This is a genomic window from Shewanella acanthi, assembly GCF_019457475.1.
Lineage (GTDB): Bacteria > Pseudomonadota > Gammaproteobacteria > Enterobacterales > Shewanellaceae > Shewanella > Shewanella acanthi.
In genome coordinates this window covers 3,774,479-3,798,529 of record NZ_CP080413.1, presented here as the reverse complement: position 1 = coordinate 3,798,529, position 24,051 = coordinate 3,774,479, and the positions used below count along the sequence as shown (strand labels likewise).

Here is a 24,051-nt window from a genome sequence, read left to right as displayed (position 1 = left end):
TAACCTGCGTTAGTGGCGGTTTTTTATTCTCAAGCAGATGCTATTTCTATGAGGCTTGGGTTTTAAGCCAAGAAGAAAAGGCGGCAATGGCGGGCTCAGATAAACGCCGCTGCTTACACAGAAAATTAAACTCAAATCCCGTATGCACGTCAGGAAGATTAACCGCTACCAGTCGACCTGTATCTATATCTCCAGTGACCATAAAGTCAGGCACGAGTGCGAGCCCTTGTCCGGCAATCGCCGCTTCAATCGCCATAACCACATGGCTAAAAATATGTTGCTGCTCGTTATTTAGCTGTATTTGATGCGCCGCCGACCACTTATGCCAATCCAGCCCGAGCGGCCCTTCATCTACAATGATTAATGCCTGCTGCTGAAAATTGCTTAAGTTAATATCACGCCACTTAGGGTAAAAACTGGGGCTGCAGACTGGGATAAGTCTTTCCTTGTGTAATAACTGCTGCCAGTAGCCCCGTTGATTTAGCTTCCCCGCAATAAAAATGTCCGCCGTATTGGTACTGAGATCGGGATCTTGAGTGATCATTTCGAGGCGAATTTTGACACTAGGATATTGACGCCTAAAGTCTGCCAGACGCGGTATCAGCCATTTCACGGCGAACGAGCTGTAAACCGCGAGGCTTATCTGCTGATTGGGGGTATCACGGAGTTTAAGATTCAGATCGCCTAGTTCATTGAAGATGCGCTCTAATTCCACGAACAAGTTTTGCCCTTTAGGGGTCAGTTGTAGTTTGCGTCCTTGGCGATCAAACAGTTGTTCGCCAAAGTATTCTTCTAATACGCGTACTTGGTGTGAGACGGCGCTCTGAGTAACAAATAACTCCTCAGCAGCTTTGGAAAAATGCTGTTGGCGCGCGGCAGCCTCAAACACCTGCAGTGCCCTCAGTGGTGGAAGCTTTCTCATAGGGACTCGATATTCACAATTTAATATGAATCTAATTCATCTATCATTAGAAAGCATCATTTCAGTTTGTACAAAGCTCACATTATCATGCCGCCATTCGGATTTTGGGATATTAAAATGCAGCGCCCTGTAGTCATTGGTTTGGTTTTATTGGTAGTGGGCAACCTCTTTAGTGCTTTTTATGACGTGTCGGTTAAGTGGTTACCCGAAGACGCTCAAGCGGGCACTTTTCTATTGGTACGCCAACTCACATCGATGTTGATGTTATTGCCAATTTGGTTGTATGTAGGTCGGCCAACTACTTCGAATGTTACTATTCATCTATGGCGCGCCAATATTGGTTCAATAGGTGCTGTGTGTTTGATTATCGGCTTGATGGCTTTGCCATTGGCGACGGTTAGCTCGTTGTTTTATACCGCACCGTTAATGATCATCCTGATGGGATTTTGGTTTTTACGTGAGCGTATTAGCGCGGGGCAAATTGCCTGTACTGTTCTGGGGTTTATCGGGGTGCTGATTATTTTGCGCCCTAGTGAGATGAATTGGTTTGGTATTGCGGTGTTATTTGCTGCTTTCACCTTTGCGGTAAATCAACTGAGTCTGAAGAAACTCCCCTATGCCGAGCATCCTGTTATGCCATTGATGCTTTATAACCTGCTTGGGATCCCTGCGACGTTAATGATTGTGTGGATTCAAGGCCTAGGTGAGCTAAGTTGGGGGCTTTTAGCGGTTGCACTGCTAAGTAATCTTTGTTTACTCAGCTATCACTGGCTGTGCGTATTGGCCTACCGTAAAGCGCAGGCGAGTGATATCGCCATTGCGGAGTATGCGGGTCTCCTGTTTATTGTGTTTTTGGGTTGGCTGTTATTTGACGAGTGGCTCGACGACTTAAGTTGGTTAGGCGCAGCAATGATTGTATTGCCGTCATTACTTTTGCCTTGGATTGGGGTAATCGTTGCGAGATTTTCAAGGGGGAACGCTAAAACATCAAAGGCGATGGTGCAGCTGCGGGGTGACAACGGATAAATAGAAGCTGAAAATGAGCCTAAATCAAAACACTTCGGTTAATTTAGGCTCTAGGAACTTACTCGATATATTCGAATACACGAACTACTTTGCGGACACCAGCGGTATTACGCGCAATTTCCACGGCTAAATCCGCTTGATTACGATTGATTAACCCAAGCAAAAAGACTTCGCCATTTTCGGTGATCACTTTAATACGGGTGATATCCAAATCCTTTTCGTTCAGCATGCGTCCCTTTACCTTAGTCGTGACCCAAGTGTCGTTACTACGGGTCGTAAATGAAGTGGGGTTGCCGATACGGATTTGGTTGTGGATCTTGCCGCCAAGCTTAAGATCTTGAACGACCTTAATCGCCTTGTCCCTCAACATAGAACTCGGCGCCTGACCGATCATCAGTACGTTACCATTTACTGACACACCTGTGATGTTGGTTTGCTTCTTAAGATCTTCTTGCTCAAGCAGCGCACTAGTAATTACAAAGTCGGTATTGGTGTCGTCGAGTTGAGTTTTAACCGAGCGCTCGTCATTGGCCATCTTAGCGCCACTGACTGCGCCCACCATAACGGCGCCAGCACAACCTTGTAGCAACATGCAAACCATTAATAGTGGGGCGGCTAATCTCATTGTTGCTCGTCCTGCGGGAAGAGGGTGCGGTCAATGTTGTCGCACAGGCAATGGATAACCAGTAAATGCACCTCTTGAATACGGGCAGTGACGTTTGACGGTACGCGGATTTCAACATCGCCAACGCTCAACAGGCCTGCCATTGCGCCGCCATCCTTACCCGTTAGGGCAACGATAGTCATATCGCGGCTTAGTGCAGCCTCCATTGCCTTAATCACGTTGCCAGAGTTACCACTGGTCGAAATGGCTAATAAAATGTCACCAGGTTGGCCTAACGCTAGGATTTGTTTTGAGAAAATCTCATCGTAACTATAGTCATTAGCAATTGCTGTGATGGTTGAAGTGTCGGTTGACAGGGCGATTGCTGGTAATGGCGGACGCTCAATTTCATAGCGGTTTAATAACTCGGCAGAAAAATGCTGCGCATCGCCGGCGCTGCCACCGTTACCACAGGCAAGAATTTTATTGCCGCCTAAAAGACATTGCACCATCATCTCGGCCGCTTTGGCGATGGACTCAGGTAGCGCTTCGGCTGCATCGATTTTAGTCTGGATAGACTCAGTAAAACTGTCTTTAATGCGTTCTAACATGGATACATCCTTCAGGATAAAGTGCTGCTATGATGCCATATTTCCCCGAGGGAGTTGAGGCATTAGCGTTAAAAATAATTCGATTGGCTTTGTCTTACAATTCGTTTAAAAGGCATCGACTAGCCATTGGATTTGTGTGCCATCAATGGCGACGACATCGAACCGACAGGGTACGTCAAGCTTATGCTGCTGCAGATAATGGCTGGCGGCCATCCGAACCCTACCAATTTGTGCCTTGCTAAGTGCTTGTAATGCTCCGCCAAACTGATTTGATGAGCGATATTTAACTTCAACAAATATCCATTGGCGCGCTTGGCGCATCACTAAGTCGATTTCTCCAAAGGGATAGCGGACATTACGTTCGACAAAGCTTAAGCCTTGTTGTTCCAAGTAATGTTGGGCGAGTGTTTCAGCCTGCTGTCCAAGTGTCATAGCTGACGGAAACTGCCCCTTTGATAACGTCCCCAGCTCAGTTGACGGTTGATTACGCCATCTGGGTAGACCGAGAGCACCCCGCTGCGGCCATCGAACTGATAGCCACTAAAGGAGCGCATTTGAACGAGTTTATTCACCAGATCCATGGCGTCATAGCCCATGGCAAACAGGCGTTTTTGTCCGTTATTCCAGTTAGGCCAGAGGTTATTCACCATCAGGTTCTCTTCACTGTTTTGCATCAGCCATGGGGCATCACTCATGGTCAGGTTATTTAAATCCTGAGCAGTCTGGCTTGACTCGTTATCAATACGACTGCGGCTTGAGGTGTATAGCGGTACTGGTTGGGTAAATACGCTGAAGTTAACGTCGATAAACGCTTTCAGCAGGGTTAACTCTTGTGGCGTTGAAATCATATAAATTGCATCAATATCTTGGCGCGAACGGAAATCCGCCTGCACATTATTACCGAGCAGCTCTTTAATACGGGCTATACGCGCCTGACTATCGCGAACGCCAAGGGCATCCTGCACTGTCGTCTTCATTTTATCGCCACCATCGTAGTAATAGACTTCGACGGGGGTATCGCTTTTCTTTTTCCAAGCTTGGATAAAGCTTTCGGCCATACGTTTACCGATGGCATCATTACTGGCGAGTAATAGCGGTATGGTTACACCATCTTGGTACATACGAGTTGCTGCATCCGCCGCTTCTTGAGCGGGAGAAAGTGCAAAGTAGAATTTATTGAAATCGGGTGTGATTTTATCTGTCTGATTCAAAAATAGCTGCGGAATCGAGGTTACTGGTGCACTCGGCGCTGTCGTGCTGGCACTCGTGTTCATTGCCTGTAATTGCTCGATTTCGTTCGGCAATAAAGGGCCAATGATAAATTCGGCTCCCGCATTAACCGCTTGTTGATAGGCAGAAACGGCACCATTTGCAGTATCGAAAAAGTTTACCGACACTTGATCGCTCTGCTTAGCCATATAGCTTGCCAGTATACCCTGGCGAATTGCATTGGCTGCACTGGCACGACTACCACTTAGAGGTAACAAAACTGCAATGTTTTTAGGTGTATAGGGCTTGGAGTTCAGCGCTCTGTCTAAATCAGCGGGTAATTTTGCCGCGGCAGGGTGATAGGGATTTTGTTTCTGCCATTCACCTAAATAACGCACGAGCTGACTTGGGTCGACGGCATAATGCTTAGCGATATAGGCCAATTGCAACCAACCGGCAAAGACTGGATTGCTAGCTTCACGGGTATAGGTTTGTACCGTTTGCTCTGACATAGGTTGTAACACCTGCCAGATTTGATTGTTAACTTCATTGGCCTGCGCAGGGGGAAGATAAGTTGTTAATAAGCTTAGCTCTCGCGCCTGCTCCATCGGTTGCTTACTCAGTTGGAATAAGCGGGCTCTTTGTTGATGATATGCGGCCATTTGCCAGCCAGGTAATACCCAAGACCTTGGGTAAGTGAGTACATTCAGCGCAGCTTGATATTCCGCAGTGTGCTCTAGTACACGAGACGTTAAATATCTGTGCTCGGCCTGCAGCGTCGGCGTCTGGCTTAAATTCGCTTGCATTGATTTAAGTAGTTTTTGCGCCGAGGCAAAATCCTTACCATTGATATAGGAATGGGCCGCCAGCAATAAATAAGTATCCCGCTGCTCGGGATCTTTGCTATTTGCTGCTTGGGATAAATAGACATTAGGCGCCAGCGGCGCAGTCGCTAATGAGGTTGCCACTGTGGGGGCAGTATCTTTGGTGGTGGGCGTAGAACTGCCGCAACCCGCCAACACTGCGGATAAAATGGCCACGGAAATAAACTTAGTTGTATTCAGGCTTTTTAACACTGGGCTTCACTCTGGTAAGATGCTGTATCTAGTTTAACCTTCTCTTGCGCTTGACGAAAGTCTTGGCACTGTCATTACAGAGGTATATATGGACCAAAGCGTCGCACTCTACATCGTTCCCACTCCCATTGGTAATTTGGGGGACATGAGCCCGCGGGCCATAGAAGTGCTCAGTCAGGTCGCATTGATCGCCTGTGAAGACACGCGCCATAGCGGCAAGTTACTCAGTCATTTTGGCATTGCGACGAAAACCATCGCACTGCATGACCATAACGAACGCGCACGCGCCCAATGGATTGTAGACCAATTAGCGGCAGGTCAATCGATTGCCTTGATTTCAGATGCGGGCACGCCGCTGATTTCTGACCCTGGTTATCACTTAGTCTTACACGTGCGTCAGTCGGGTTATCGTGTGGTGCCGTTACCTGGCCCATGCGCCGCGATTACGGCGTTAAGTGCATCGGGTTTACCTTCAGATCGTTTCTCCTTCGAAGGCTTTTTGCCATCGAAGGAAAAGGCGCGTGCCGACAAACTTTTAGAATTGAAAGAAGATCCGCGCACATTGATTTTTTACGAATCACCACACCGCATCGAGCACAGTCTGACAACTATGGTCGAGGTTTTAGGTAATGATCGTCAGGTAGTGATGGCGCGTGAAGTCACTAAAACCTTCGAAACCTTCCTCTCAGGCCCAGCGGCTGACGTATTGGCAGCTGTGAGTAGCGATCCAAATCAGCAAAAGGGTGAGATAGTGCTAATGGTGCATGGTCACCGAGCTGCAGACGATGACGAGGCCATTCCTACCGTGGCTATCAATACCCTAAAGCTTTTGTGTGAAGAATTACCTTTGAAAAAGGCTGCGGCCATTGCCGCACAAATCCACGGCCTGAAGAAGAATGCCCTCTACAAGTTCGGTTTAGAAGCGGATTTATAGAGAGCAATTAGGCGAACGATGAGCGGATTTTTCAACTAATGGCGGGTCTTCGGCGTATTCAAGCCTATTAACTGTGGTGTGCCAAGGACGCTTAGGCTATAATCCGCGCCGAGTTGGCCAGACAGTCGCTGCGCTCGCAAGAGCGGGGAGGAAAGTCCGGGCTTCAAAGAGCAGGGTGCCAGGTAACGCCTGGGCGGTGTGAACCGACGACAAGTGCAACAGAGAGGAGACCGCCATCCTAGCCTCGGCTAAGGTGGTAAGGGTGAAAGGGTGCGGTAAGAGCGCACCGTGCGGCTAGCAATAGTCCGTAGCAAGGTAAACTCCACCCGAAGCAAGACCAAATAGGGTTCCGTATGGCGTGGCTCGCGTTGGAACCGGGTAGGTCGCTTGAGCCTGTGAGCGATTGCAGGCCTAGATGAATGACTGTCCAAGACAGGACCCGGCTTATCGGCCAACTCACCAAATCAACCTAAAGCGCTGTTTTTACATTGTTTTTTATTTTATTTGATACCGCTGAAGCTTAAGTGGTACACAAATGAGACATTTACAATGCAGAAATGGCGTTTTTTATTTTCGTCAGAGACGTCCTCATCATCTTGTAGCTATCCTTGCAAACACAGAGATTAAGTATTCTCTTTTAACCAATTGAGCTTAAGATTGTCCTGTTTCAACGCAACAGTTCTGCCCTCCTATTATTTGGCTATCTCCTTCGATAATTCCCCAAATTAACTCTAAAATTCGCTTAAAACGATAGTCCAATTTCATCGTTTTAAATTTTTATCTATAAATTCAAGCACTAAAAAACTTGTATATCTCGCCATTACCGACAACACTGTAAAAACTTCATTACATTTAAGGAGATGGATTTACGCCAATCTAGCGCATGAATCAGTGTTGCTAGACGTTAGTGGTCAATTCATGTTGAACACTAAAATGCGAACAAATGAAACTTACAATATTCTTAAAAACAATCACAAGGAGGTGTAGATGACTACTCATCTTACATTCAAATCAATCCTAACTTATCCAGTAATGGCAGCCGTGTTTTTATCCACTTTAGTTGGTTGCGGTGGTGGCGGTGGTGATGACTCGGAAGAAGTAGATCAAGTTACAGTCGGGGGGAAAGTCGTCAATTTGAATAGTACGCTCAGTATACAGTTCATTAAAAATGGCCAAGATTGGGAAACTATTTCTGTAACAGCCAGTGGCCAAGATGTGCCATTTAAATTTGTTCAAGCGCAGGATGTTGGGACAAATTTTGGTATTAGAATTCAAAGTATCACCCCAGAAAACGTTCAAACATGTTCAATCACCTCTGGCGGAAGTGGAGTCTTAACTGAAGCGAATGCTCAATCTACCGTGATCACTTGTACCGACATGGCCGCTAAGGTGGGGGTTTTTGTTGATAGTGAAGTGGGTAATATAGAATATTCAACCGAAACATTAGCGGGTTTTACAAATGAGCAAGGAGAGTTTTCCTATTTAGAGGGTGAAACCGTGACCTTTAAATTGGGCGAGGCTAAATTACCCCCAGCGAAAGCCAAACCCGTTCTAACACCACTTGATTTAGCGTCGACAGACAGTGTTGATGATCCTAAAGTCGTGAACTTAGTTCGTCTTCTGATGACATTAGATACGAATGGCGATCCTAGTGATGGTCTTTATTTGGATAGCGCTTTAAGTACGAATATTCATCAGTTAGATTTTGGATTATCGATTGATGCATTTGCTTCGTCTGCCGCGATTAAAGATATCCTAGCTATGGCTAACTTACAGCAAACGAAGACGGATTTAGTCAGCATCGAAGAGGCAAAAAACCATATTATACAAACGCTGATAGAGCAAGGTTTATGGCCAGATCCTAATGATACCTGTAACGAAGATTTAGTCTTCAATCTTTTAGGCCATGACATAATTACCCAACCTAACGGCGAAATGCAGCAAACGCCACTCACTGGCACCTTAACTGTTACACCGACATTAGGGTGTACGCTCGCGGTAAATGAAGGTTATAGTGGCGGTTGTGTGATTGATGGCGATGCATTTAGCGCCTTCAATGGTGCTATGTTGGGCACGGTCAGCAATAAGCAGGCGACGCTAGTGGTTAAAAACCATAGTTCAGATGGTGAGGATGTTGCTGTTTATTTACGCGGTGATGCGCAGAATAACTGTTCTGCGAAAACCATTAACGATGGTCAATACAGTATCTCAGGTACCGAAGCTGTTATCACAACCGATAATATGCTAAAGACCTACAAGAAATATCGCGTTAATGCGACATTGACGATTAATAATGGTGAATGCTCAGTGGTGTCCAGCGAAGGTGCTTTTAGCTGCTCTGTCAATGCTAATAGTTTTCAAGGGCTTGGTGACGCCTCTTATTTACAGGGGACGATTAATGAGCAATCGGTAAGTTACTTTTTACCCGTCGTCAGCGATGAAGCTGAGACCTTTTATGGCCAATATCACGGTCGTCGCGATAGCGAGTAAACGCTCAGTCACTTCAAATAAAAGCCCGCTTATCAAAAGATAAGCGGGCTTTTTATTGTCTGCCCCTGCAATTTAATGACGGCTCTGTAGCTTTTATTGAAGTGGCTCAAGTTTTTCTTCAGCAAGTACTTGGGCTATGTTCATTAGGTTTTGCGCCAGCTCTTTGGCCTTATCTTCAGGAAATTTGCCCGCCAGTGAGGTCTGCAGTGTTTCCCTGAGGTTGTTAATGGCTGTTTCCCTATCGAAATCTGAAGCGGCCTGTTTCAGGTTCGCTATACCGCTTGCTAGCGTTTGAAGCTCAGGGAATAACTGGGCATTTTTAAGTGGGGCGAGCAGTGCTAAATCCTTGAGGTCGACATCCTTTAAGCTGGCGTTATCCACTTTGTCGTCTAAGGTCACTAAAAGATGGTCGACTTTATCGAAGGTCTGTTCGCTGCGCTCAATGAGAGGGGCTATAGCGCTATCATCGATGAGTCCTGTGAGTTTCGCGACCGAGGCATAGAGTAGGGCTGCGACGAGGATTATCGGCAGCATAATGCCTGAAATAAAACCGACCCAATAGTTGTTAAACCCTGCACCGAAGTTTTTCATACTCATCCCTTAAAAACGTTAAATCCTTTGACTAGAAGCTGTTTTTGACTAATACCCGCCATTCCCAATCGCTTACAGAGTTACCACCCGTAAGAGGAACTGAAAAGTCGATATGGGCAATATTGCCGTAACTCGAGCGTGATGAGTAAAGCCTTGCGCCAATACCAACACTTGAGAGCACGCCTTGGTATTCATTGTTGTCGGCAATCGGCCCGCCAGTGGCCTGGCCCACATCCGCAAACACCGCCCAACCGAGTTCGGCGAGTTGATAGAGGTTAATGTTTGGATAGTTACGGATCTCAGCAGTCATGCTCCATTGGTTATCCCCTTGTTGGTACTCGTTGGGATAGCCTCGCACGCCGGTTTCATCCCCAAGGCCCTTTTTAAGATCCAGATAGGTGTTGTTCGAAAAACTGGCCCATGCTTTGGTATAGGCAGTCCATTTTCGATTGATTTGATAAAAAAACTCACTTTGGATAGAAGCTTTGTAAGTATCTTTCTGGGTTGTGCTTAAGTTACTGCCCGCCCCCATTTCCAGTAACCACAGGTGTTCGTCGAACTGAAACCCTTTAGTGGTTAACCAGTTAAAATGGTAACCCATGGGGCTATTGTCGCGGATATCCTTAGTCTCTACACCGAGTTTAACGAAATGGTGCCAACCTAGGTTAAAATCTTCGTGGTTCGCAATCAGGTGCACATTCCTCAATACCTTAAAATTATCTTCGATAAATTCATAGACTATCCAGGGGTACATAAAATCCCTGTCATCGGGCAACTCGCTGGTGGGGAAGCTGTCTGAATTGGCGAACTCGCTTTTATCTTGGGTGAAACCGGCGATGATGCGTGACAGGTTTTGGCGGTTTTTATTGATTAACCAGCCGTACTGTAAGTCGAGGTAATCGACAGTATGCTCGAACTCATTTACGTCGCTACCGTTTTGCCTAATGATGTCGGTGCGGGTATCGTCTAAAAATTCTACCGTATACATGGATGTAGTATCGAGCGCGTAAAAGGGTTTACTTAGGTAGGCATGCTTGGCTTGGCCGTCACTGTTATCGTAAAACTCCGCCGCGACAATACCGTGGTCAATGAGGCTTATCGGTGCCTCGAAGGCGAACTTGTAACCGGTGCGGGATTCATCGGATTGGTATTTCACTCGGGTGCGAATCCCCGTACCAAACAGGTTGTCTTCCTTCATCCCAACTGAATACCGCGAGTCACCTCCTGAATGGCTAAAACTGGCGGTAGGCAGCAATGACCAGTTATCCCAAGTTTCGATGATGACCGATTGATCCTGCAAATTGGTATCAGCCTCGGGATCCTTCTCGCCGACATAGACCTTAGCATCACGAATATAGGGTTCAGCTCTGAGCAGGCGTTGTGATTCATCAAGATCCTTTTGGCTGACGGTTTCCTTCTCATCGAAGGTGAGCCTATCGAGAATCACATAATCTTTGGTGTTGACGTGAAGGTAGTTGGCCCAGCGGTGAATGAAAAAAGCGTCGGGGTCGGATTCATCGAAAATAGGATTGCTGATAACAACAATCTTGTTCACTTTGATGTTTGCCTCGTCCGTTGAGGCAGGTGTTGCTGTCGCAGTATCGTCGGCTCTGGCAATACCTAAAGAACTACTGAGGCAGCAAGCTAGAATCGATGCATACTGGGTAAACTTCTGCATAAACCACTCCCGCAAATTAGATGAAACAGCTTTATTATTTTGCTTAGCTTCACAATTTAATAACACACGGGAAGTGCTGAATAGTCAAGGCGACTTTTGAATAAGATTTTGATTTAGCTTAAGGTTAACTTAAGAATAAGCTGGATTTTGGTTCCCGCTTATTCTTAAAAATATTACAGTGTGCGGCGTGGCGGTACTACGACGTTAGCAAAGATAAGTCCTGCGATCAGCGACATAAAAATTAAAAAAATTTGCGAGCCGATGTGAGATTGATTCAGCATGGTCTCACCCGAAATGAGCGTGTTAAGGCCGATATAGGTTTTACTGCCAGGGACCAAGATAACAATCCCCTGTAGCAGGGCGATGGAGGCGGGAGCCTTCATCCAGCGAGCAAAGAGGTTCGAGTAAACTCCTACTGCCAAGGCGCCAAAGAAGATCCCAACCGAATCCCCAAAAAAGTGACCTCCTAGCATAGCGGAAAAAAACGCTACAATCCCCGCAAGTACTCCCCAAGGCGAGTCCTGCATGCGTGCCTTAAAGATAAACACTAACGCCATAGATAGAATAGGCACTGCCGACCAAATCGCCCATTTAGGCAAGCCTTCGGGCTCGATATGAATGGCTTCACCGAAGAAGGCTTTGCCAATCGCCATCCCTAAAACGGCGCCAAAATACAATTTAAACAGTAACATACTGGCATCCATAATCCGCGCAGTACCTGAAATCAAATCCCGAGCCGCGAGTTCTGCCAAACCTAAGGTCAGGGCAAGGCCTGGGATAAAGATGATGATCGCCGAGAGGATCACCACAGGGATATTGATATTGGGGTCGAAGCGAGCAATTAGGCATGCCGCAATCGCGCAGACAATGGTTGCAAAGGGTTCGAGGACTTCGGCCATCCGGCTCGAACGCTCAGCGCGGTAAACAAAGCCATAAACCATGAGCCCTAGCAGCCCTGACCAAAAAACATCGTGCCAACCTGTACCCATTAACATGGCGAAGGCTGCTGCTGAAGCGCCAAAGGAGAAGCAGGTTAAAAGTGGGCCATAGGGATTGGGCTTATTGGCAATTTCTTCGAGGCGGTCTAGGGCTTCGGCAAGGGTACGTTTACCCGAACTCAGTTCATCGACTAATTCATCGGTTCGCGCAAGCGAACCTAAATCCAGCTCCCCGGGTTTCACCCTTGCCACATGGTTATACTCCTGATCGGTATCGTGCTGAAGCACAAAGGTCATCGAGGTTGGGGAAATGAGAAAATACCCTTCTATCCCTAGGGTGCGGGACACGGTTTGTAGATGGGTTTCAAGACGGTAAGCGGGGGTGCCAAATTTATGTAATGCTTTACCTAGCTTAATGATAAATTTACGCTTTTCTAGAAACTGTTCGTTGTCCAATCGGGGTATTCGCTGTTATAAAAAACGGTGGATGAAATGACGCGCGCATATTAACCTAACTTGCTGTTAAAAGGTTAATGGCTTTTAAGTTTAATACAAATAAATTGCAGATTTTTTGCGGTAGTTAACAACCTAGGTTGGGATTATGGGGAGAGTGTTATGTCGTTAATGGTGACAGGCTTTTACGCCAGTTTGACTGCGTTGTTGATGATAGTGCTGGCCTATCGCGTGGTGAAGATTCGTCGCCGTGAAAAAATTGGCATTGGTGATGGCGGCAATAAGGAGCTGGTGTTGGCAGGGAGAGTGCATGCTAACTTGATTGAAAACGCACCTATTGTCTTGATCTTATTGGCTCTGGCCGAGGCTAATGGTTTAGCACCTTTGTATTTGCATTGCCTAGGTACTCTGTGGATTGTCGCCCGATTACTCCATGCCATTGGCTTAACACTTGGCCGTGGTGGATATCATTTTGGACGGTTTTTTGGGGTATTGTTCTCTTGGTTGGTGAGTTTAATCTTGGCGTTAATTAACCTTGGGCATTTTGTCTCGGGTCTTTAACGTAATATTGGCGCTAAACCATATCCTTAGCCAATTTAAGGGTATTGGAGCTTTGCTTTAAATACCCCTAAAAATACCGCAATTGGTGATTTTTTAATCGCACATCTACCCGATTGCCTGCTATACTCCGCGTCCCTAAATCGGCGCGGCTCTTTTTCTTCTGCGCCTTTGTTTGACAATACGCTTTTGGGTCACAATCGATGCAAGTTGAATCCACACTGTTTAGCCATCCCAAATATTGGGCCGAGTGCTTTGGCACCGCGCCTTTCCTGCCGATGTCCCGCAAGGAGATGGAAAAGTTAGGCTGGGATAGCTGTGACATTATTATCGTCACCGGTGATGCCTATGTGGACCATCCAAGTTTTGGCATGGCGGTTATTGGCCGTATGTTAGAAGCCCAAGGCTATCGTGTGGGGATTATCTCCCAGCCCGATTGGTCAAGCAAAGACGCCTTTATGCAGCTCGGCCGCCCGAATCTGTTTTTCGGTGTTACTGCGGGTAATATGGATTCTATGATTAACCGCTACACTGCCGATCGCCGTATCCGCAGCGACGACGCCTATTCTCCAGACGATATTGGTGGCAAGCGTCCTGATCGTGCTGTCACTGTATACACCCAGCGCTGTAAAGAAGCCTATAAAGACGTGCCAGTGATTATCGGTGGTATCGAGGCGAGTCTGCGCCGTATCGCCCACTACGATTACTGGTCAGATAAAGTGCGCCGCAGTGTGATTTTCGATGCTAAGGCTGACATTCTAATGTACGGCAACGCCGAGCGTCCACTGGCCGAAGTGGCCCGTCGTTTAGCCGCAGGCGAAGCGATTGCCGACATTCAAGATGTGCGTGGTACCGCCGTTATCCGTAAGGAGCCAATGCCAGAATGGCGTGGTATGGATTCACGAAAAATCGACCAACTGCACAAAATTGACCCGATTCCAAATCCCTACGGCGCCGACGATGTCGGTTGCGCTAATTTGTCGGGACCGTCGGATGTTAAGATTTTCGACAACGAGGCGCCTAAACCGATTAGTGTGCAGCCGCCGCGTCCAAAGCCGTGGGAAAAAACCTACGTGCTGTTGCCTGCCTTTGAGAAGGTCTCGGAAGACAAATATTTATACGCCCATGCTTCGCGGATTTTGCACCAAGAGCAAAACCCAGGTTGCGCTCGTGCGATTTTTCAGCCCCACGGTGACCGCGGTGTGTGGGTGAACCCGCCGGCATGGCCGCTCAATACCGATGAGATGGATGCGGTATTCGATCTGCCGTACAAAAGGGTGCCGCACCCTGTCTATGGCAAGGCTAAAATCCCTGCCTATGACATGATCAAAACTTCGATCAACATCATGCGTGGCTGTTTTGGTGGCTGTTCTTTCTGCTCGATTACCGAGCATGAAGGCCGCATCATTCAGAGCCGTTCGCAAGAGTCGATCATTAAAGAAATCAAAGATATTCAAGATAAAGTCCCAGGCTTTACCGGCGTTATCTCGGATCTTGGTGGTCCAACGGCCAACATGTATCGCCTAGGTTGTACCAGCGAGAAAGCGGAGAAAACCTGTCGCCGTTTGTCCTGTGTGTATCCATCGATTTGCGGCCATTTAGGCACAGATCATAAGCACACTATCGATTTATACCGTGCCGCTCGCGCCGTGCCTGGCATCAAGAAAATTCTGATTGCATCGGGCGTGCGTTACGACTTAGCGATTGAAGATCCTGCCTATATTAAAGAGTTAGTGCAGCACCATGTCGGTGGTTACCTCAAGATTGCCCCAGAGCATACCGAAGAAGGGCCTCTCAGCAAGATGATGAAACCTGGCATGGGCACCTATGAGAAGTTCAAGGAACTGTTTGACAAGTTCTCGAAAGAGGCGGGTAAAGAACAGTACCTGATCCCCTACTTTATTTCGGCCCACCCAGGCACGACCGATGAAGATATGGTGAACTTAGCACTCTGGCTTAAGGAGCGTAAGTTTAAGCTCGACCAAGTGCAAAACTTCTATCCATCACCGATGGCAAACGCAACCACGATTTACCACACTGAGCTGAACTCGCTGAAAAATGTGAAACACAGCAGCGAAGTGGTTCCAGTACCGAAAAAGGGTCGTCAGCGCCGTCTGCATAAGGCATTGCTGCGTTACCACGACCCAGCGGGTTGGCCAATCATCCGTGAAGGCTTAATCGCCATGGGTCGTGAAGACCTAATTGGTAATAGTCCAAATCAACTCGTGCCGCCTGAAGGCCGTAATGAGCGTGCTCCTAAGTGGATCAAGGATGCAAACCAAGGTCAGAAGGCGGTCACTCGCTTCTCTAACAATCAGTTTGATGACCGCAAGGGGAAAGCGGGGACTAAGCCTTCGGGAAGTAAACCGAATCGCCTTGGTGCCAAAGCGCCGTTTGGTCAAGCGGTCTCGAAGGCTGGTGGCAATGGTGGAAAAGGCTCTGCGCCATCCCGTGGTGGTAAACCATCTTCTGCACGTAAACCTGCTTAATTAGCTGTTTTATGAGTTTTTATCAAAGGCCATTCCAGTAGCTGGAGTGGCCTTTTTGTTCATGCACTTCAATTATCCTTTTCCGCAGGATGCGCTTTTCGTACTTATCCCCGCCTGACACTTAAGATTTTGCGAATTACACTCTAGATAACTCGAAAGCTTGCCTAACGACTTGATGGGGTAAACGGATGGTGGAAGACGAATATACCGAAACGGGCTTTTGGAACAAGATTAAGCTCTTTGGCAAACAGGCGGGGCGCGATGTAGTTGAGCGAGCCCTTTGGCTTTATTATGCGGCGCAGCAACCTAATACGCCCGCTTGGGCAAAGTCTGTCATCCTCGGAGCCTTGGCCTATTTTATTTCACCAATCGATGCGATTCCCGATCTCACACCGCTGGTGGGGTTTACCGACGACCTAGGCGCACTCGCTGCGGCCATCACTATGGTGACACTCTACATCGATGATGGGGTGAAAACCCTTGCGAAGGAAAAGTTAGTGCTTTGGTTTGGCGATGATGCACAAAGCTCAAAAAACGATTCGTCACGACCCGAGTAACAAGTGTAAATTGAAAGTTAAAGTGCTAATTTTGTTGCTAGTTTTCCATTGAAAAATAAGCAGTGAGTGGGCGGTTGAAAATATTTTTTTGTAGGCGTTCCCTATTGCCGATTTGCGCTATATGCTAGCGCTGTTTTGTGGACCCTTTGTGTGTTTAGGCAAAAAATGAAAAATCTTTTGGCGGTGTTCCTTGGCCTTTTCGGGTTCTTAACCGCCGTACCTGTGTTCGCCGATAAAGCCTCTGCCGAACAGCTCGCCCGCCTGTATCTCGATTATATGGTTCAAAGTAGTCGCCAGAGTGAATCCCTATGGCCGGGATTTCGCCTCGACGACAAAGTTCACCTGTTCAGTGTCGATGGTAACGTGTGGCTCCGCCAACCTGGGGGAGAGATTATCCAAGATAACAGTGTGTTAGAATTTGTTAACTTGCACTCTGGTTTTACTGTTAACTTCGGCTTTCCCCAATATCAGGGGCAGGCGGGAGTGTTAATTCAGCTAGAATCCCCCCATATCCCATTTTCTAGCGAGGTCAAAACCTCGGATCTGCCCTTTTTAATTTGGGCCGGTAACGGAGTGCATGAGGCGTTTCACTTCTATGCGCAGTCTGAGTGGCGGGTATTAGAAGAAGCGATGCACTTCGAGGGTGAGGTGTATCCGCTTAACCTTGAAGCCCGTTTTTATCGATTACAACTGTTTAATGCGCTCATGGCGGCGTTATTGCAGCCTGAACAACAGTCACTCCAATTAAGCTATGCCGCCTATTGGTTACAACTTTGGCGCCTCGAGGCTCCTAACGAGGATAAAGTTGGCTATGTGAATGATTTAGTCGAGGGCAGCGCTAGGTATATCGAGTTGATTGCTGGCGCGCGATACTTAAGCCAGAATCAAACCTTCCTCGGTTACCAGCAAATCCTATTGCAGTATGTGCGTGATTATTATCAGCAACAACAAATGCAAGGCGGTTGGACAGCGGAGGCAGAAAACATTGGCGCCTTAGCAGGAATATTGCTCGATAGCTTGCAGGAGCCGAGTGTTTGGAAGGAGTCCGTTATGTCGGGCATGCTGCCGGTAGATATCCTTTTAAACCAAGTGAAACCCGTTGTGCCACCACAGGCAACGCACAATGCTGAACGTAATCGATTGCAGCAATTATTGGCCTACTATCCAGCCACTCAACAGAAACTCGCCAAGCTGCTGCAGGATGTGCAGGATCCTAAGGTGCCTTTGTTAGTGATGCCAAGCCTCAGTGATGGCAGCAGCTTTATTGATGTGGGTGATGTACGCTCAGGGTTTTATGTGGTGCCCTTTCAGGAAGAACTGACTCAAGCCTATTTAGGAATGAGTTCGCAATTCAGTAACTTGAATGTTAATGGCATACCGTTACTGGATGTGTCCTTACAAAATTATTGTGAGGGTATTGAGGCTGCAACCCTGTTACCTCTGGGGTTTACTTTCCAACGTGAAGGGCAGTATTTGGTATTCAACGAACCTGAGATCCACGGGACTATCAGAGTTTCTGCGAGTGTTGTTGAGGGAAGAACCCTCTACTGTGCGATGAATTAATCATGAGAAAAAATCAGCTCGAATTTACTTACATGCGTGGCATAGCGATTATTTTTATCGTACTGGGCCACAGTATTTATAACTCCGGTGAAGGCTTCCCTCTGCTGCTCGAAAACCTATTGCGAGGTGGTACGGCACTGTTCGTGTTTATCTCGGGCTATTTTTTTCATCGAATATTTTATAAGGATTTCGACTACGGCAAGTTTATGAAGAATAAGGTGCAAAACGTGCTTTATCCCTTCCTGATCGTGTCCTTTGTCGGGTTATTTTGTTTTGTTTTGCGCTGGATATTCCTTGAGCATCAGCCAGTTGAAAAAGTGCTGCTCTATATCTATTACACAGTACGTAACGGCTATATTTTATATCCGCACTGGTATATTCCCTTCATCATGGCGGTGTTTCTGTTTTCGCCAATTTTTTTATGGTTTATTCGCTGCTCACAGCAGATGCGCTGGACGCTGTTTATCATAAGTTGTGTGGTGGCGATTTTAATGCACCGCCCTATAGGTAACGTCAACTTCATACACTCGCTTGTTTACTTTATGCCTTTCTATTTAATTGGTATTTTGTATTCCCAAGACGAGCATGTGGTGTCGCGTTATGGTTCAATTTTCAGTGCCATCGCCGCGATTTTAGTGTTGGTGAGCCTAGTTGAACAGAGCTATATCTCGGTTCATATCGGTAACTATCATAAAGCTCCATTTGAATATAACGGCATCGATTGGCAGTTTATTCAGAAGCTTGGCCTGTGTATTCTCGTGCTGAATTTCTGTGAGTGGCTATCGACCCGAAGTCGCTTACCTTGGCTGGTTGAAACGGCGGAAATGAGTTTTGCGATCTTCTTCATTCATCCACTGTTCGATCTATTATTTAACTCGACAATGACAGCGATACGTTACCGCTTACCGCCAGGCTCTTGGGTAACGAGCATACTGTTTTCGGCTGGGATTTTTATCTTTTTGATGGTGGGAAGTATTTTAACTGCCAAGTACCTCAAAAAGCGTTTAGGTAATCGTTCGCGTATGGTTATCGGCTGGTAGACATAACGTGTAATTGCATTTTCAATAAAAAACCTCTTCCACGAATGTGTGAAGAGGTTTTATGTTTAAGGCTTAGTCACTTAACATTTCGCTATTGTCGTTTATTTACCTAAAGGCTCGAAGGAGAATGCCTGACCCGCAAGCGACGCCTCATACATCAAGCCGCCCTTTGCAGCGGTAAATACCGCCATGCCATTTACATAGGATCCTTTGGCTTTTTGGCTACCGCCTGATTGCCCTGCACCAGCAGAATTGCCAGTTGTCCCTGTTTGCGCATTCACCCCCATATTGATGGCAACGGCAGAAGCTTGGGCACCAAATTCAAACGTGCCACTGGTGAAGTCCTTGAAGGATTTTTCGTCTTCGAAGAAAATAATTTCGCTGTAGGCTTGCCCACCGAGTTGCAGGCCGATAGAGAGTTGTTTTAGGCTCGATTCACCCACAGCCCGTCCATCTTTAAAGACTTTGCCTTTGCCATAGGCACCACCGATACCTATGCCGCCTTTACCCACAGTGGGGAATAGCGCGTAACCATAGGATTCATCGAAAAATTTGGCTGTTTCTTCAGCGTGTTTGAAATTGTTTAGCGCTTCTTCATAGCTTTCTTCACTGGCCATTGCAGTGGGAATGATTAAGCTGGCAATCAGGTAACTTGATACAGCAAGCATAAATAACAACGATTTCATGACTTTGACTCCTTAAGTCTGCGTTCATAGGGGCGCAATGGCTGCTAGATACACCCGAGCTACCCCTGTCTAGGTTCCGTTTATTGACGAAGCTATCAGTATGGCAGCTGAGCGGAGTAGTGCCAGATAGGCCTAAGGTTTTACGCTGTTTTTACTAGGTACTTTTTTGGAGGATTCTTTAGGTTCTATTTGTATTTGTTGAATAAAGTCGAGCTCTTCAGAGGTGAGAATATCTCCCTGCGAAGGCGCAGTTTTACTCGGGGCAGACAAATGCCCTCTGATAAAGGCCGCATGGGTAATTTGTTTGAGCCCAAATGCGGCAAGTACATAAAAGCTGAGCATCAAACTTAAATGTGGCAGTGCGAGTGATAGCATGGATAGTGAATCGCCAAAATAAAAGGGCAATACGACCAAAAATACCCTGAGTAACCAATTAAGTAACATGACAATTGTCAGCATTAACAGCCATTGGAAACGGAGAGATTGCAGGGTTGTAATATCCTTATTGACAGCAGTTGTTGACCTGAGTTTATAGGGTCTTAATAGCATAATCAGTGCGACAAAATAGCTGGCGGTTTGAATGAGCAGTAATAGGGGTAATATCAGACTCCAGTGGCTGACATCAATATGTTGTCGAAATTCAAAGAACTTTTGGACAAACTCGCTGGCATGAATGTGCAAATTAAAGCGCAGCATGATATCGAGTAGTGCAAATCCTAGGCAGATTAATGACAGCAAAAAATGCTTTGAAAATCCAATGGGTGTTTTGCGCTCTTCCAAGGTGCTCTTACAGTAGAGGTAAAGCAGGGGCATCACTAAAAAATAAATGGGATTGAGTAGATTAAATATCAGATGCATTGGTATCGGAGCATTGTCACGATTAACCATACCCGTGAAAAAATACAATGCGATAAGAGCCAAAAAAGCAGCGAGCAGGCGCTGATTAATGTCGGCACGAAAGCGGATGCGAATATAAAGTGCCAGCCCAAGGCTGTGCAGGCCACCGAATAACGACAGCCACCAATAGGCTTGAGTGAAAAACGAATTAAATTGATCCATTTCGGCACCTCAATCCTTGTTATAACAGGGAATTGAAGGGCACAAAAGCACTACACAGGTTTTTTCTGAGTACACGCCAAACGCTGATGGCGATTCGAAGCGGCTTCTGGGACGGTATCAGGAACAGGACTTCGCTCAGCCAGTAAGTGTTTGATTGCACGAATTGGGTGCGTCAACAACATCCGCGGTCCTGCAAAGATCATCATCTCTTTAACCTGTTGCTTTTGATTAGGTTTGTAGCAATGAACTGGGCATTTGTTGCAGGTGGGTTTGTTCTGGCCATAGGGGCAGCGGTCTAATCGCAGCGCCGCGTATTCCAAGAGCGCTAAACACTCAGAACACAAGCCTGCCTCAGTTTGGCCTTGATGATTTGCTTTGCAAAAAATCTTTGCCATGGCGCTAATGGTCTGGTGCTCGTATTTCAGTTTGCCGCTAAGCAGTGTCGCGGAATCCATGAAAATACCTTACTAAGTGACTCGGATATCCCATGATATGCAGTGATGATGGCAGGTTCAAAACTGATACGCGAATTTTTGAACATGCGCACAATATGTGGCTTTGCAATACCCATTGCAAATAATTTGAATGTCGTTGGTCATTGGCGAAGCGAAAATCACGATATCCTCCTTAAGGTTTAACCGATATAACGAATTGCGCGCAAGATCCGATAAAAAAGTATAAAAACTTGATTTATACAGACGCAATAGACTTTAATAGCGGTTAATATCTGCCCAATTAATTGTAACTCATTGCTGGTCATGCATATTGTCTTGACTTAGCACCCGTTGACATTGCTTCTGTTTGGAAGCCACATCAAAGGTGATAGAGAATGAAGGTCATTGTCGTTCTAGTACTGCTTGCTATCGGAGTGTTTTTGTTTCGCCGCGCCCAGCGCTTAGCGAAGGAAGAGCAAGATGCAATGATGGCGCAAAGAACAACGGAAAAAACGGTTGCAGAGTCTGCATCAAAGGCTGCGGAAGTTAATGAGGCTAAAAGTGTTGAACCCGCCCCTAGTCCAGAGATGGATACGGTAAAGGAGGTTGAGGCAGAATTGATGCCGAGGGAGTCGGAGTCTCAGCCAAGTGTCGATATCAGTGACGATATTATTGAAGTCGATGTTGAAACGACAAAAACTGAGGCTGAGGTCGAATTTCAAACTACCCCTGTATCGGTTGATGTTGTGGCCGTTGAAGAGGTGACACCAGCGCCTGCCATAGTAGCGAGTGCTCCTTCTGTGAGTCATGTAATTGAAGCACCGGGTTTATGGGCAAACGACACCTTGAATCAGATTTTTTCAAGTTATCAACAGGCAACCTTTGCCGTCGAGCGTTATAACGCGGTGCAAAACTTGATTGCCGAATGTTACAAGCAGCGTAAAACACCTGACTATCTTCACTATGGCGCCAACTTAAGCTCCCAGTATTTAGCATTATTTCATGATGTAAGTGCTGAGGCCGAGTTAAAAACCACCGGCTTTATGCACCTTGCGACTCTGCTGAACGATACTCATGCTTTTGATAAGGCAATTGCATTGTGTAAACAAGCGCTTGCGTTAGGTTTAACCGACGGAACTGTGACAGGATTTGAGGGCCGCATCAACCGCATCGAAAAAGCTCAGGCAAAGGCGGCAGCGGTTTAATCTGCAAGTTCAGGTAGTTTAGGAAGCCCTAGGGCTAAAAGCGGTTATCTAACTGGCATAAGCCGTGTAAAATCTCATTACTTAATACGCAGAAGGCGAACTAAGGTTCGCCTTTTTTATGGGTGATAACTTTGGGTGATAACAATGAAACGATGTTTGGCCATCCGGCCAGTTTTGCTCATGCTTGGCATATTGAGCTTAAGCGGCTGCTTCAAAACCCCTGAGTGGACCCTGTTCTATTATCCCGATGTGAGCGCCTTGCCGTTGACTCCTTTGCAAACCAAAGACATTAATGGCTATTTCGACACCCTTGAACAGTGCCAGAGCAAGGCCCATGGCTTGCAGCGCTTGAGTAGCTCAGGCGTGAGCGGTTTTGGTCTTGGGGTGTATCAGTGCGGGCAGCAATGTCAGTTCGATGACCAATCTGTGTTGCAGTGTAAGGCATTAAGCCAATAGGCGGTTTTTGATGAAGTTAAAGCAGGATTTTTTTACTGAGCTGCCGGGATTTTATTCCCAAGTTTACCCTCAAGGTTTAAGCAACCCCCATTGGCTTGCGTGGAGTGACGATGCGGCGCAGCTGATTGGTCTGACTAAACCAACCGATGAGTTGTTACTTGGTCTGTCGGGCAATGCTGCTGTCGAGGGAGCAAGTTACTATGCCCAAGTCTATAGCGGTCACCAGTTTGGCGGTTATACCCCGCGACTTGGGGATGGCCGCTCAATCATCTTAGGCGAAGCCTTAGGCCCCAATGGTGCTTGGGACGTGGCGCTTAAAGGTGGCGGCCCAACGCCTTATTCCCGCCATGGCGATGGCCGCGCAGTTATGCGCTCAGCCGTAAGGGAGTTTTTAGTTTCAGAAGCCTTGCATCATTTACACATTCCGACCACCCGTGCCTTGGCCGTAATTGGCTCCGACACGCCGGTTTGGCGTGAGAGTGAAGAAACCGGTGCGATTACCGTTCGTTTGGCGCGCAGCCATATTCGTTTCGGCCATTTTGAGTATTTCTGCCATAGCGAGCGTGGACAGGCCGATAAGCTCACCCAATTACTTAATTTCACAATTTGCCAGCATTATCCCCACCTAAGTTGCGATCTCGCAGGTTACAAAGCTTGGTTTCTGCAGGTGGTAAAAGACACCGCGCAGATGATTGCCCATTGGCAGGCCGTCGGCTTTGCCCACGGGGTGATGAATACTGACAATATGTCAATTCTGGGGGACAGTTTTGATTTTGGGCCTTTTGCCTTCCTCGATACCTTCCAAGAGGACTTTATCTGCAATCATTCGGATCCTGAGGGGCGCTATGCTTTTGGTCAGCAGCCGGGGATTGGTCTGTGGAACCTACAGCGCTTAGCGCAGGCCTTAACGCCGATTATCCCGTCCGATGACTTGATTGCCGCCCTGAATCAATATCAAGGGGCATTAGTGCAGCCATACCTTAAATTAATGCGCGCTAAATTGGGTTTACCCGAGAGAGTATCACCTACGCCAGATCAGGATCAGCAGGACTTAGAGCTGATTGGTCAGTTCACTGTGCTGATGGAAAAAAATCAGCTGGACTACACCCAAACCTGGCGCCGATTTGGCAAGCTGGACCCAAGCGCTAAGCATTCGAGCCTGCGGGATGACTTTATCGATATCGCGGCTTTTGATAGTTGGTATCAGGCCTATCAAAGTCGTTTAGGCCAAGTGGCCGATATCGAGCGCTGGCAAACAGAACGTAATCAGATAAACCCTAAGTATATTTTGCGTAACTACCTCGCCCAAGAGGCGATAGTGGCGGTTGAAGAAGGGAATTTAGCGCCGCTGGAACGCTTACAACTAGTGCTGCGTAATCCCTTCGATGAGCAAGTTGAACATGAAGACTTGGCCAAGCGTCCACCGGACTGGGGTCAGGGACTGATTATGTCATGCAGTAGTTAATGGAGCG

General features: G+C 47.0%; 23 protein-coding genes and 1 other RNA gene. 13 read left to right on the top strand and 11 right to left on the bottom strand.

Features of this window, described 5'->3' with window-relative positions; translation table 11 throughout:
* Positions 1-46: 46 nt before the first annotated feature.
* Complete coding sequence (locus K0H61_RS16275; RefSeq protein ID WP_220050508.1) at positions 47-922, bottom strand: LysR substrate-binding domain-containing protein; 876 nt, start codon at positions 920-922, stop codon at positions 47-49.
* Positions 923-1,039: 117 nt separating this feature from the next.
* Here K0H61_RS16275 and K0H61_RS16270 point away from each other — a divergent pair, with 117 nt between their 5' ends.
* Complete coding sequence (locus K0H61_RS16270) at positions 1,040-1,948, top strand: DMT family transporter (RefSeq protein WP_220050507.1); 909 nt, start codon at positions 1,040-1,042, stop codon at positions 1,946-1,948.
* A 58-nt stretch (positions 1,949-2,006) separates the two neighbouring features.
* Here K0H61_RS16270 and dolP read toward each other — a convergent pair whose 3' ends face one another.
* The 4 genes from dolP to K0H61_RS16250 all read right to left on the bottom strand — a co-directional run bounded on the left by dolP (position 2,007) and on the right by K0H61_RS16250 (position 5,448).
* Positions 2,007-2,573: a division/outer membrane stress-associated lipid-binding lipoprotein gene (gene dolP, locus K0H61_RS16265; protein ID WP_220050506.1), complete on the bottom strand. Its 567-nt coding sequence runs from the start codon at positions 2,571-2,573 to the stop codon at positions 2,007-2,009.
* Positions 2,570-3,163 carry a phosphoheptose isomerase gene (locus K0H61_RS16260; protein ID WP_011070670.1) on the bottom strand — a complete coding sequence of 198 codons (594 nt, stop codon included), beginning with the start codon at positions 3,161-3,163 and terminating at the stop codon, positions 2,570-2,572. The genes dolP and K0H61_RS16260 overlap by 4 nt, the downstream gene beginning before the upstream one ends.
* Positions 3,164-3,268: 105 nt before the next feature.
* The gene (locus K0H61_RS16255) at positions 3,269-3,595 is read right to left on the bottom strand and encodes a YraN family protein (RefSeq protein ID WP_220050505.1); all 327 of its coding nucleotides are present in this window, start codon (positions 3,593-3,595) and stop codon (positions 3,269-3,271) included.
* Positions 3,592-5,448 carry a penicillin-binding protein activator gene (locus K0H61_RS16250; protein ID WP_220050504.1) on the bottom strand — a complete coding sequence of 619 codons (1,857 nt, stop codon included), beginning with the start codon at positions 5,446-5,448 and terminating at the stop codon, positions 3,592-3,594. The genes K0H61_RS16255 and K0H61_RS16250 overlap by 4 nt, the downstream gene beginning before the upstream one ends.
* An 88-nt stretch (positions 5,449-5,536) precedes the next feature.
* On the opposite strand from K0H61_RS16250, the gene rsmI reads away from it, so the two are divergent.
* The 4 genes from rsmI (at position 5,537) to K0H61_RS16235 (ending at position 8,872) form a co-directional block, all read left to right on the top strand.
* Positions 5,537-6,382: a 16S rRNA (cytidine(1402)-2'-O)-methyltransferase gene (gene rsmI / locus K0H61_RS16245; RefSeq protein WP_220050503.1), complete on the top strand. Its 846-nt coding sequence runs from the start codon at positions 5,537-5,539 to the stop codon at positions 6,380-6,382.
* 109 nt (positions 6,383-6,491) lie between these two features.
* Positions 6,492-6,845, top strand: an RNA gene (rnpB, locus tag K0H61_RS16240) — RNase P RNA component class A.
* Between the two features lie 72 nt (positions 6,846-6,917).
* Positions 6,918-7,031, top strand: a complete 114-nt coding sequence (locus K0H61_RS17930) for a DUF6538 domain-containing protein (protein WP_350355033.1) — start codon at positions 6,918-6,920, stop codon at positions 7,029-7,031.
* A 338-nt stretch (positions 7,032-7,369) separates the two neighbouring features.
* A complete protein-coding gene (locus tag K0H61_RS16235; RefSeq protein WP_220050502.1) occupies positions 7,370-8,872 on the top strand; it encodes a hypothetical protein in 1,503 nt (500 codons plus the stop codon).
* Positions 8,873-8,965: 93 nt separating this feature from the next.
* Here K0H61_RS16235 and K0H61_RS16230 read toward each other — a convergent pair whose 3' ends face one another.
* The 3 genes from K0H61_RS16230 to K0H61_RS16220 all read right to left on the bottom strand — a co-directional run bounded on the left by K0H61_RS16230 (position 8,966) and on the right by K0H61_RS16220 (position 12,535).
* Positions 8,966-9,463 (bottom strand): hypothetical protein, encoded by a 498-nt coding sequence (locus K0H61_RS16230; RefSeq protein WP_220050501.1) that lies wholly within the window; start codon positions 9,461-9,463, stop codon positions 8,966-8,968.
* 31 nt (positions 9,464-9,494) lie between these two features.
* Positions 9,495-11,141, bottom strand: a complete 1,647-nt coding sequence (locus tag K0H61_RS16225; RefSeq protein WP_220050500.1) for a BamA/TamA family outer membrane protein — start codon at positions 11,139-11,141, stop codon at positions 9,495-9,497.
* Positions 11,142-11,314: 173 nt separating this feature from the next.
* Positions 11,315-12,535 carry a threonine/serine exporter family protein gene (locus K0H61_RS16220; RefSeq protein WP_220050499.1) on the bottom strand — a complete coding sequence of 407 codons (1,221 nt, stop codon included), beginning with the start codon at positions 12,533-12,535 and terminating at the stop codon, positions 11,315-11,317.
* A 159-nt stretch (positions 12,536-12,694) separates the two neighbouring features.
* Here K0H61_RS16220 and K0H61_RS16215 point away from each other — a divergent pair, with 159 nt between their 5' ends.
* The 5 genes from K0H61_RS16215 (at position 12,695) to K0H61_RS16195 (ending at position 18,739) form a co-directional block, all read left to right on the top strand.
* Positions 12,695-13,093: an MAPEG family protein gene (locus tag K0H61_RS16215; RefSeq protein WP_220050498.1), complete on the top strand. Its 399-nt coding sequence runs from the start codon at positions 12,695-12,697 to the stop codon at positions 13,091-13,093.
* 200 nt (positions 13,094-13,293) lie between these two features.
* Positions 13,294-15,579: a YgiQ family radical SAM protein gene (locus K0H61_RS16210; protein WP_220050497.1), complete on the top strand. Its 2,286-nt coding sequence runs from the start codon at positions 13,294-13,296 to the stop codon at positions 15,577-15,579.
* A 188-nt stretch (positions 15,580-15,767) separates the two neighbouring features.
* A complete protein-coding gene (locus tag K0H61_RS16205; protein ID WP_220050496.1) occupies positions 15,768-16,136 on the top strand; it encodes a YkvA family protein in 369 nt (122 codons plus the stop codon).
* A 165-nt stretch (positions 16,137-16,301) separates the two neighbouring features.
* Complete coding sequence (locus K0H61_RS16200; RefSeq protein WP_220050495.1) at positions 16,302-17,699, top strand: hypothetical protein; 1,398 nt, start codon at positions 16,302-16,304, stop codon at positions 17,697-17,699.
* Positions 17,700-17,701: 2 nt separating this feature from the next.
* Positions 17,702-18,739, top strand: coding sequence for an acyltransferase family protein (locus K0H61_RS16195; protein ID WP_220050494.1), 1,038 nt, complete (start codon positions 17,702-17,704; stop codon positions 18,737-18,739).
* A gap of 101 nt (positions 18,740-18,840) precedes the next feature.
* Here the strand turns inward: K0H61_RS16195 and K0H61_RS16190 are convergent, their stop codons facing one another.
* The 3 genes from K0H61_RS16190 to K0H61_RS16180 form a co-directional block, all read right to left on the bottom strand.
* Entirely contained in the window at positions 18,841-19,425 is a 585-nt protein-coding gene (locus K0H61_RS16190; protein WP_220050493.1) for a YSC84-related protein, read from the bottom strand.
* Between the two features lie 132 nt (positions 19,426-19,557).
* On the bottom strand, positions 19,558-20,484 hold the full coding sequence (locus tag K0H61_RS16185; RefSeq protein WP_220050492.1) for a hypothetical protein: 927 nt from the start codon (positions 20,482-20,484) through the stop codon (positions 19,558-19,560).
* 50 nt (positions 20,485-20,534) lie between these two features.
* The gene (locus tag K0H61_RS16180) at positions 20,535-20,939 is read right to left on the bottom strand and encodes a nitrous oxide-stimulated promoter family protein (RefSeq protein ID WP_220050491.1); all 405 of its coding nucleotides are present in this window, start codon (positions 20,937-20,939) and stop codon (positions 20,535-20,537) included.
* A 374-nt stretch (positions 20,940-21,313) separates the two neighbouring features.
* On the opposite strand from K0H61_RS16180, the gene K0H61_RS16175 reads away from it, so the two are divergent.
* From K0H61_RS16175 to K0H61_RS16165, 3 genes are all read left to right on the top strand, one after another.
* Positions 21,314-22,123, top strand: a complete 810-nt coding sequence (locus K0H61_RS16175) for a hypothetical protein (RefSeq protein WP_220050490.1) — start codon at positions 21,314-21,316, stop codon at positions 22,121-22,123.
* A 144-nt stretch (positions 22,124-22,267) separates the two neighbouring features.
* Positions 22,268-22,579, top strand: a complete 312-nt coding sequence (locus K0H61_RS16170; RefSeq protein WP_220050489.1) for a hypothetical protein — start codon at positions 22,268-22,270, stop codon at positions 22,577-22,579.
* Positions 22,580-22,589: 10 nt separating this feature from the next.
* A complete protein-coding gene (locus K0H61_RS16165; RefSeq protein WP_220050488.1) occupies positions 22,590-24,044 on the top strand; it encodes a protein adenylyltransferase SelO in 1,455 nt (484 codons plus the stop codon).
* Positions 24,045-24,051: the final 7 nt, after the last annotated feature.

Excerpts from the sequence above, each read along its gene's own strand:
- K0H61_RS16275 (WP_220050508.1), bottom strand. The coding sequence starts at position 922 with ATGAGAAAGCTTCCACCACTGAGGGCACTGCAGGTGTTTGAGGCTGCC.
- K0H61_RS16270 (WP_220050507.1), top strand. The coding sequence starts at position 1,040 with ATGCAGCGCCCTGTAGTCATTGGTTTGGTTTTATTGGTAGTGGGCAAC.
- dolP (WP_220050506.1), bottom strand. The coding sequence starts at position 2,573 with ATGAGATTAGCCGCCCCACTATTAATGGTTTGCATGTTGCTACAAGGT.
- K0H61_RS16260 (WP_011070670.1), bottom strand. The coding sequence starts at position 3,163 with ATGTTAGAACGCATTAAAGACAGTTTTACTGAGTCTATCCAGACTAAA.
- K0H61_RS16255 (WP_220050505.1), bottom strand. The coding sequence starts at position 3,595 with ATGACACTTGGACAGCAGGCTGAAACACTCGCCCAACATTACTTGGAA.
- rsmI (WP_220050503.1), top strand. The coding sequence starts at position 5,537 with ATGGACCAAAGCGTCGCACTCTACATCGTTCCCACTCCCATTGGTAAT.
- K0H61_RS17930 (WP_350355033.1), top strand. The coding sequence starts at position 6,918 with ATGAGACATTTACAATGCAGAAATGGCGTTTTTTATTTTCGTCAGAGA.
- K0H61_RS16235 (WP_220050502.1), top strand. The coding sequence starts at position 7,370 with ATGACTACTCATCTTACATTCAAATCAATCCTAACTTATCCAGTAATG.
- K0H61_RS16230 (WP_220050501.1), bottom strand. The coding sequence starts at position 9,463 with ATGAAAAACTTCGGTGCAGGGTTTAACAACTATTGGGTCGGTTTTATT.
- K0H61_RS16225 (WP_220050500.1), bottom strand. The coding sequence starts at position 11,141 with ATGCAGAAGTTTACCCAGTATGCATCGATTCTAGCTTGCTGCCTCAGT.
- K0H61_RS16215 (WP_220050498.1), top strand. The coding sequence starts at position 12,695 with ATGTCGTTAATGGTGACAGGCTTTTACGCCAGTTTGACTGCGTTGTTG.
- K0H61_RS16210 (WP_220050497.1), top strand. The coding sequence starts at position 13,294 with ATGCAAGTTGAATCCACACTGTTTAGCCATCCCAAATATTGGGCCGAG.
- K0H61_RS16205 (WP_220050496.1), top strand. The coding sequence starts at position 15,768 with ATGGTGGAAGACGAATATACCGAAACGGGCTTTTGGAACAAGATTAAG.
- K0H61_RS16200 (WP_220050495.1), top strand. The coding sequence starts at position 16,302 with ATGAAAAATCTTTTGGCGGTGTTCCTTGGCCTTTTCGGGTTCTTAACC.
- K0H61_RS16195 (WP_220050494.1), top strand. The coding sequence starts at position 17,702 with ATGAGAAAAAATCAGCTCGAATTTACTTACATGCGTGGCATAGCGATT.
- K0H61_RS16190 (WP_220050493.1), bottom strand. The coding sequence starts at position 19,425 with ATGAAATCGTTGTTATTTATGCTTGCTGTATCAAGTTACCTGATTGCC.
- K0H61_RS16185 (WP_220050492.1), bottom strand. The coding sequence starts at position 20,484 with ATGGATCAATTTAATTCGTTTTTCACTCAAGCCTATTGGTGGCTGTCG.
- K0H61_RS16180 (WP_220050491.1), bottom strand. The coding sequence starts at position 20,939 with ATGGATTCCGCGACACTGCTTAGCGGCAAACTGAAATACGAGCACCAG.
- K0H61_RS16175 (WP_220050490.1), top strand. The coding sequence starts at position 21,314 with ATGAAGGTCATTGTCGTTCTAGTACTGCTTGCTATCGGAGTGTTTTTG.
- K0H61_RS16170 (WP_220050489.1), top strand. The coding sequence starts at position 22,268 with ATGAAACGATGTTTGGCCATCCGGCCAGTTTTGCTCATGCTTGGCATA.
- K0H61_RS16165 (WP_220050488.1), top strand. The coding sequence starts at position 22,590 with ATGAAGTTAAAGCAGGATTTTTTTACTGAGCTGCCGGGATTTTATTCC.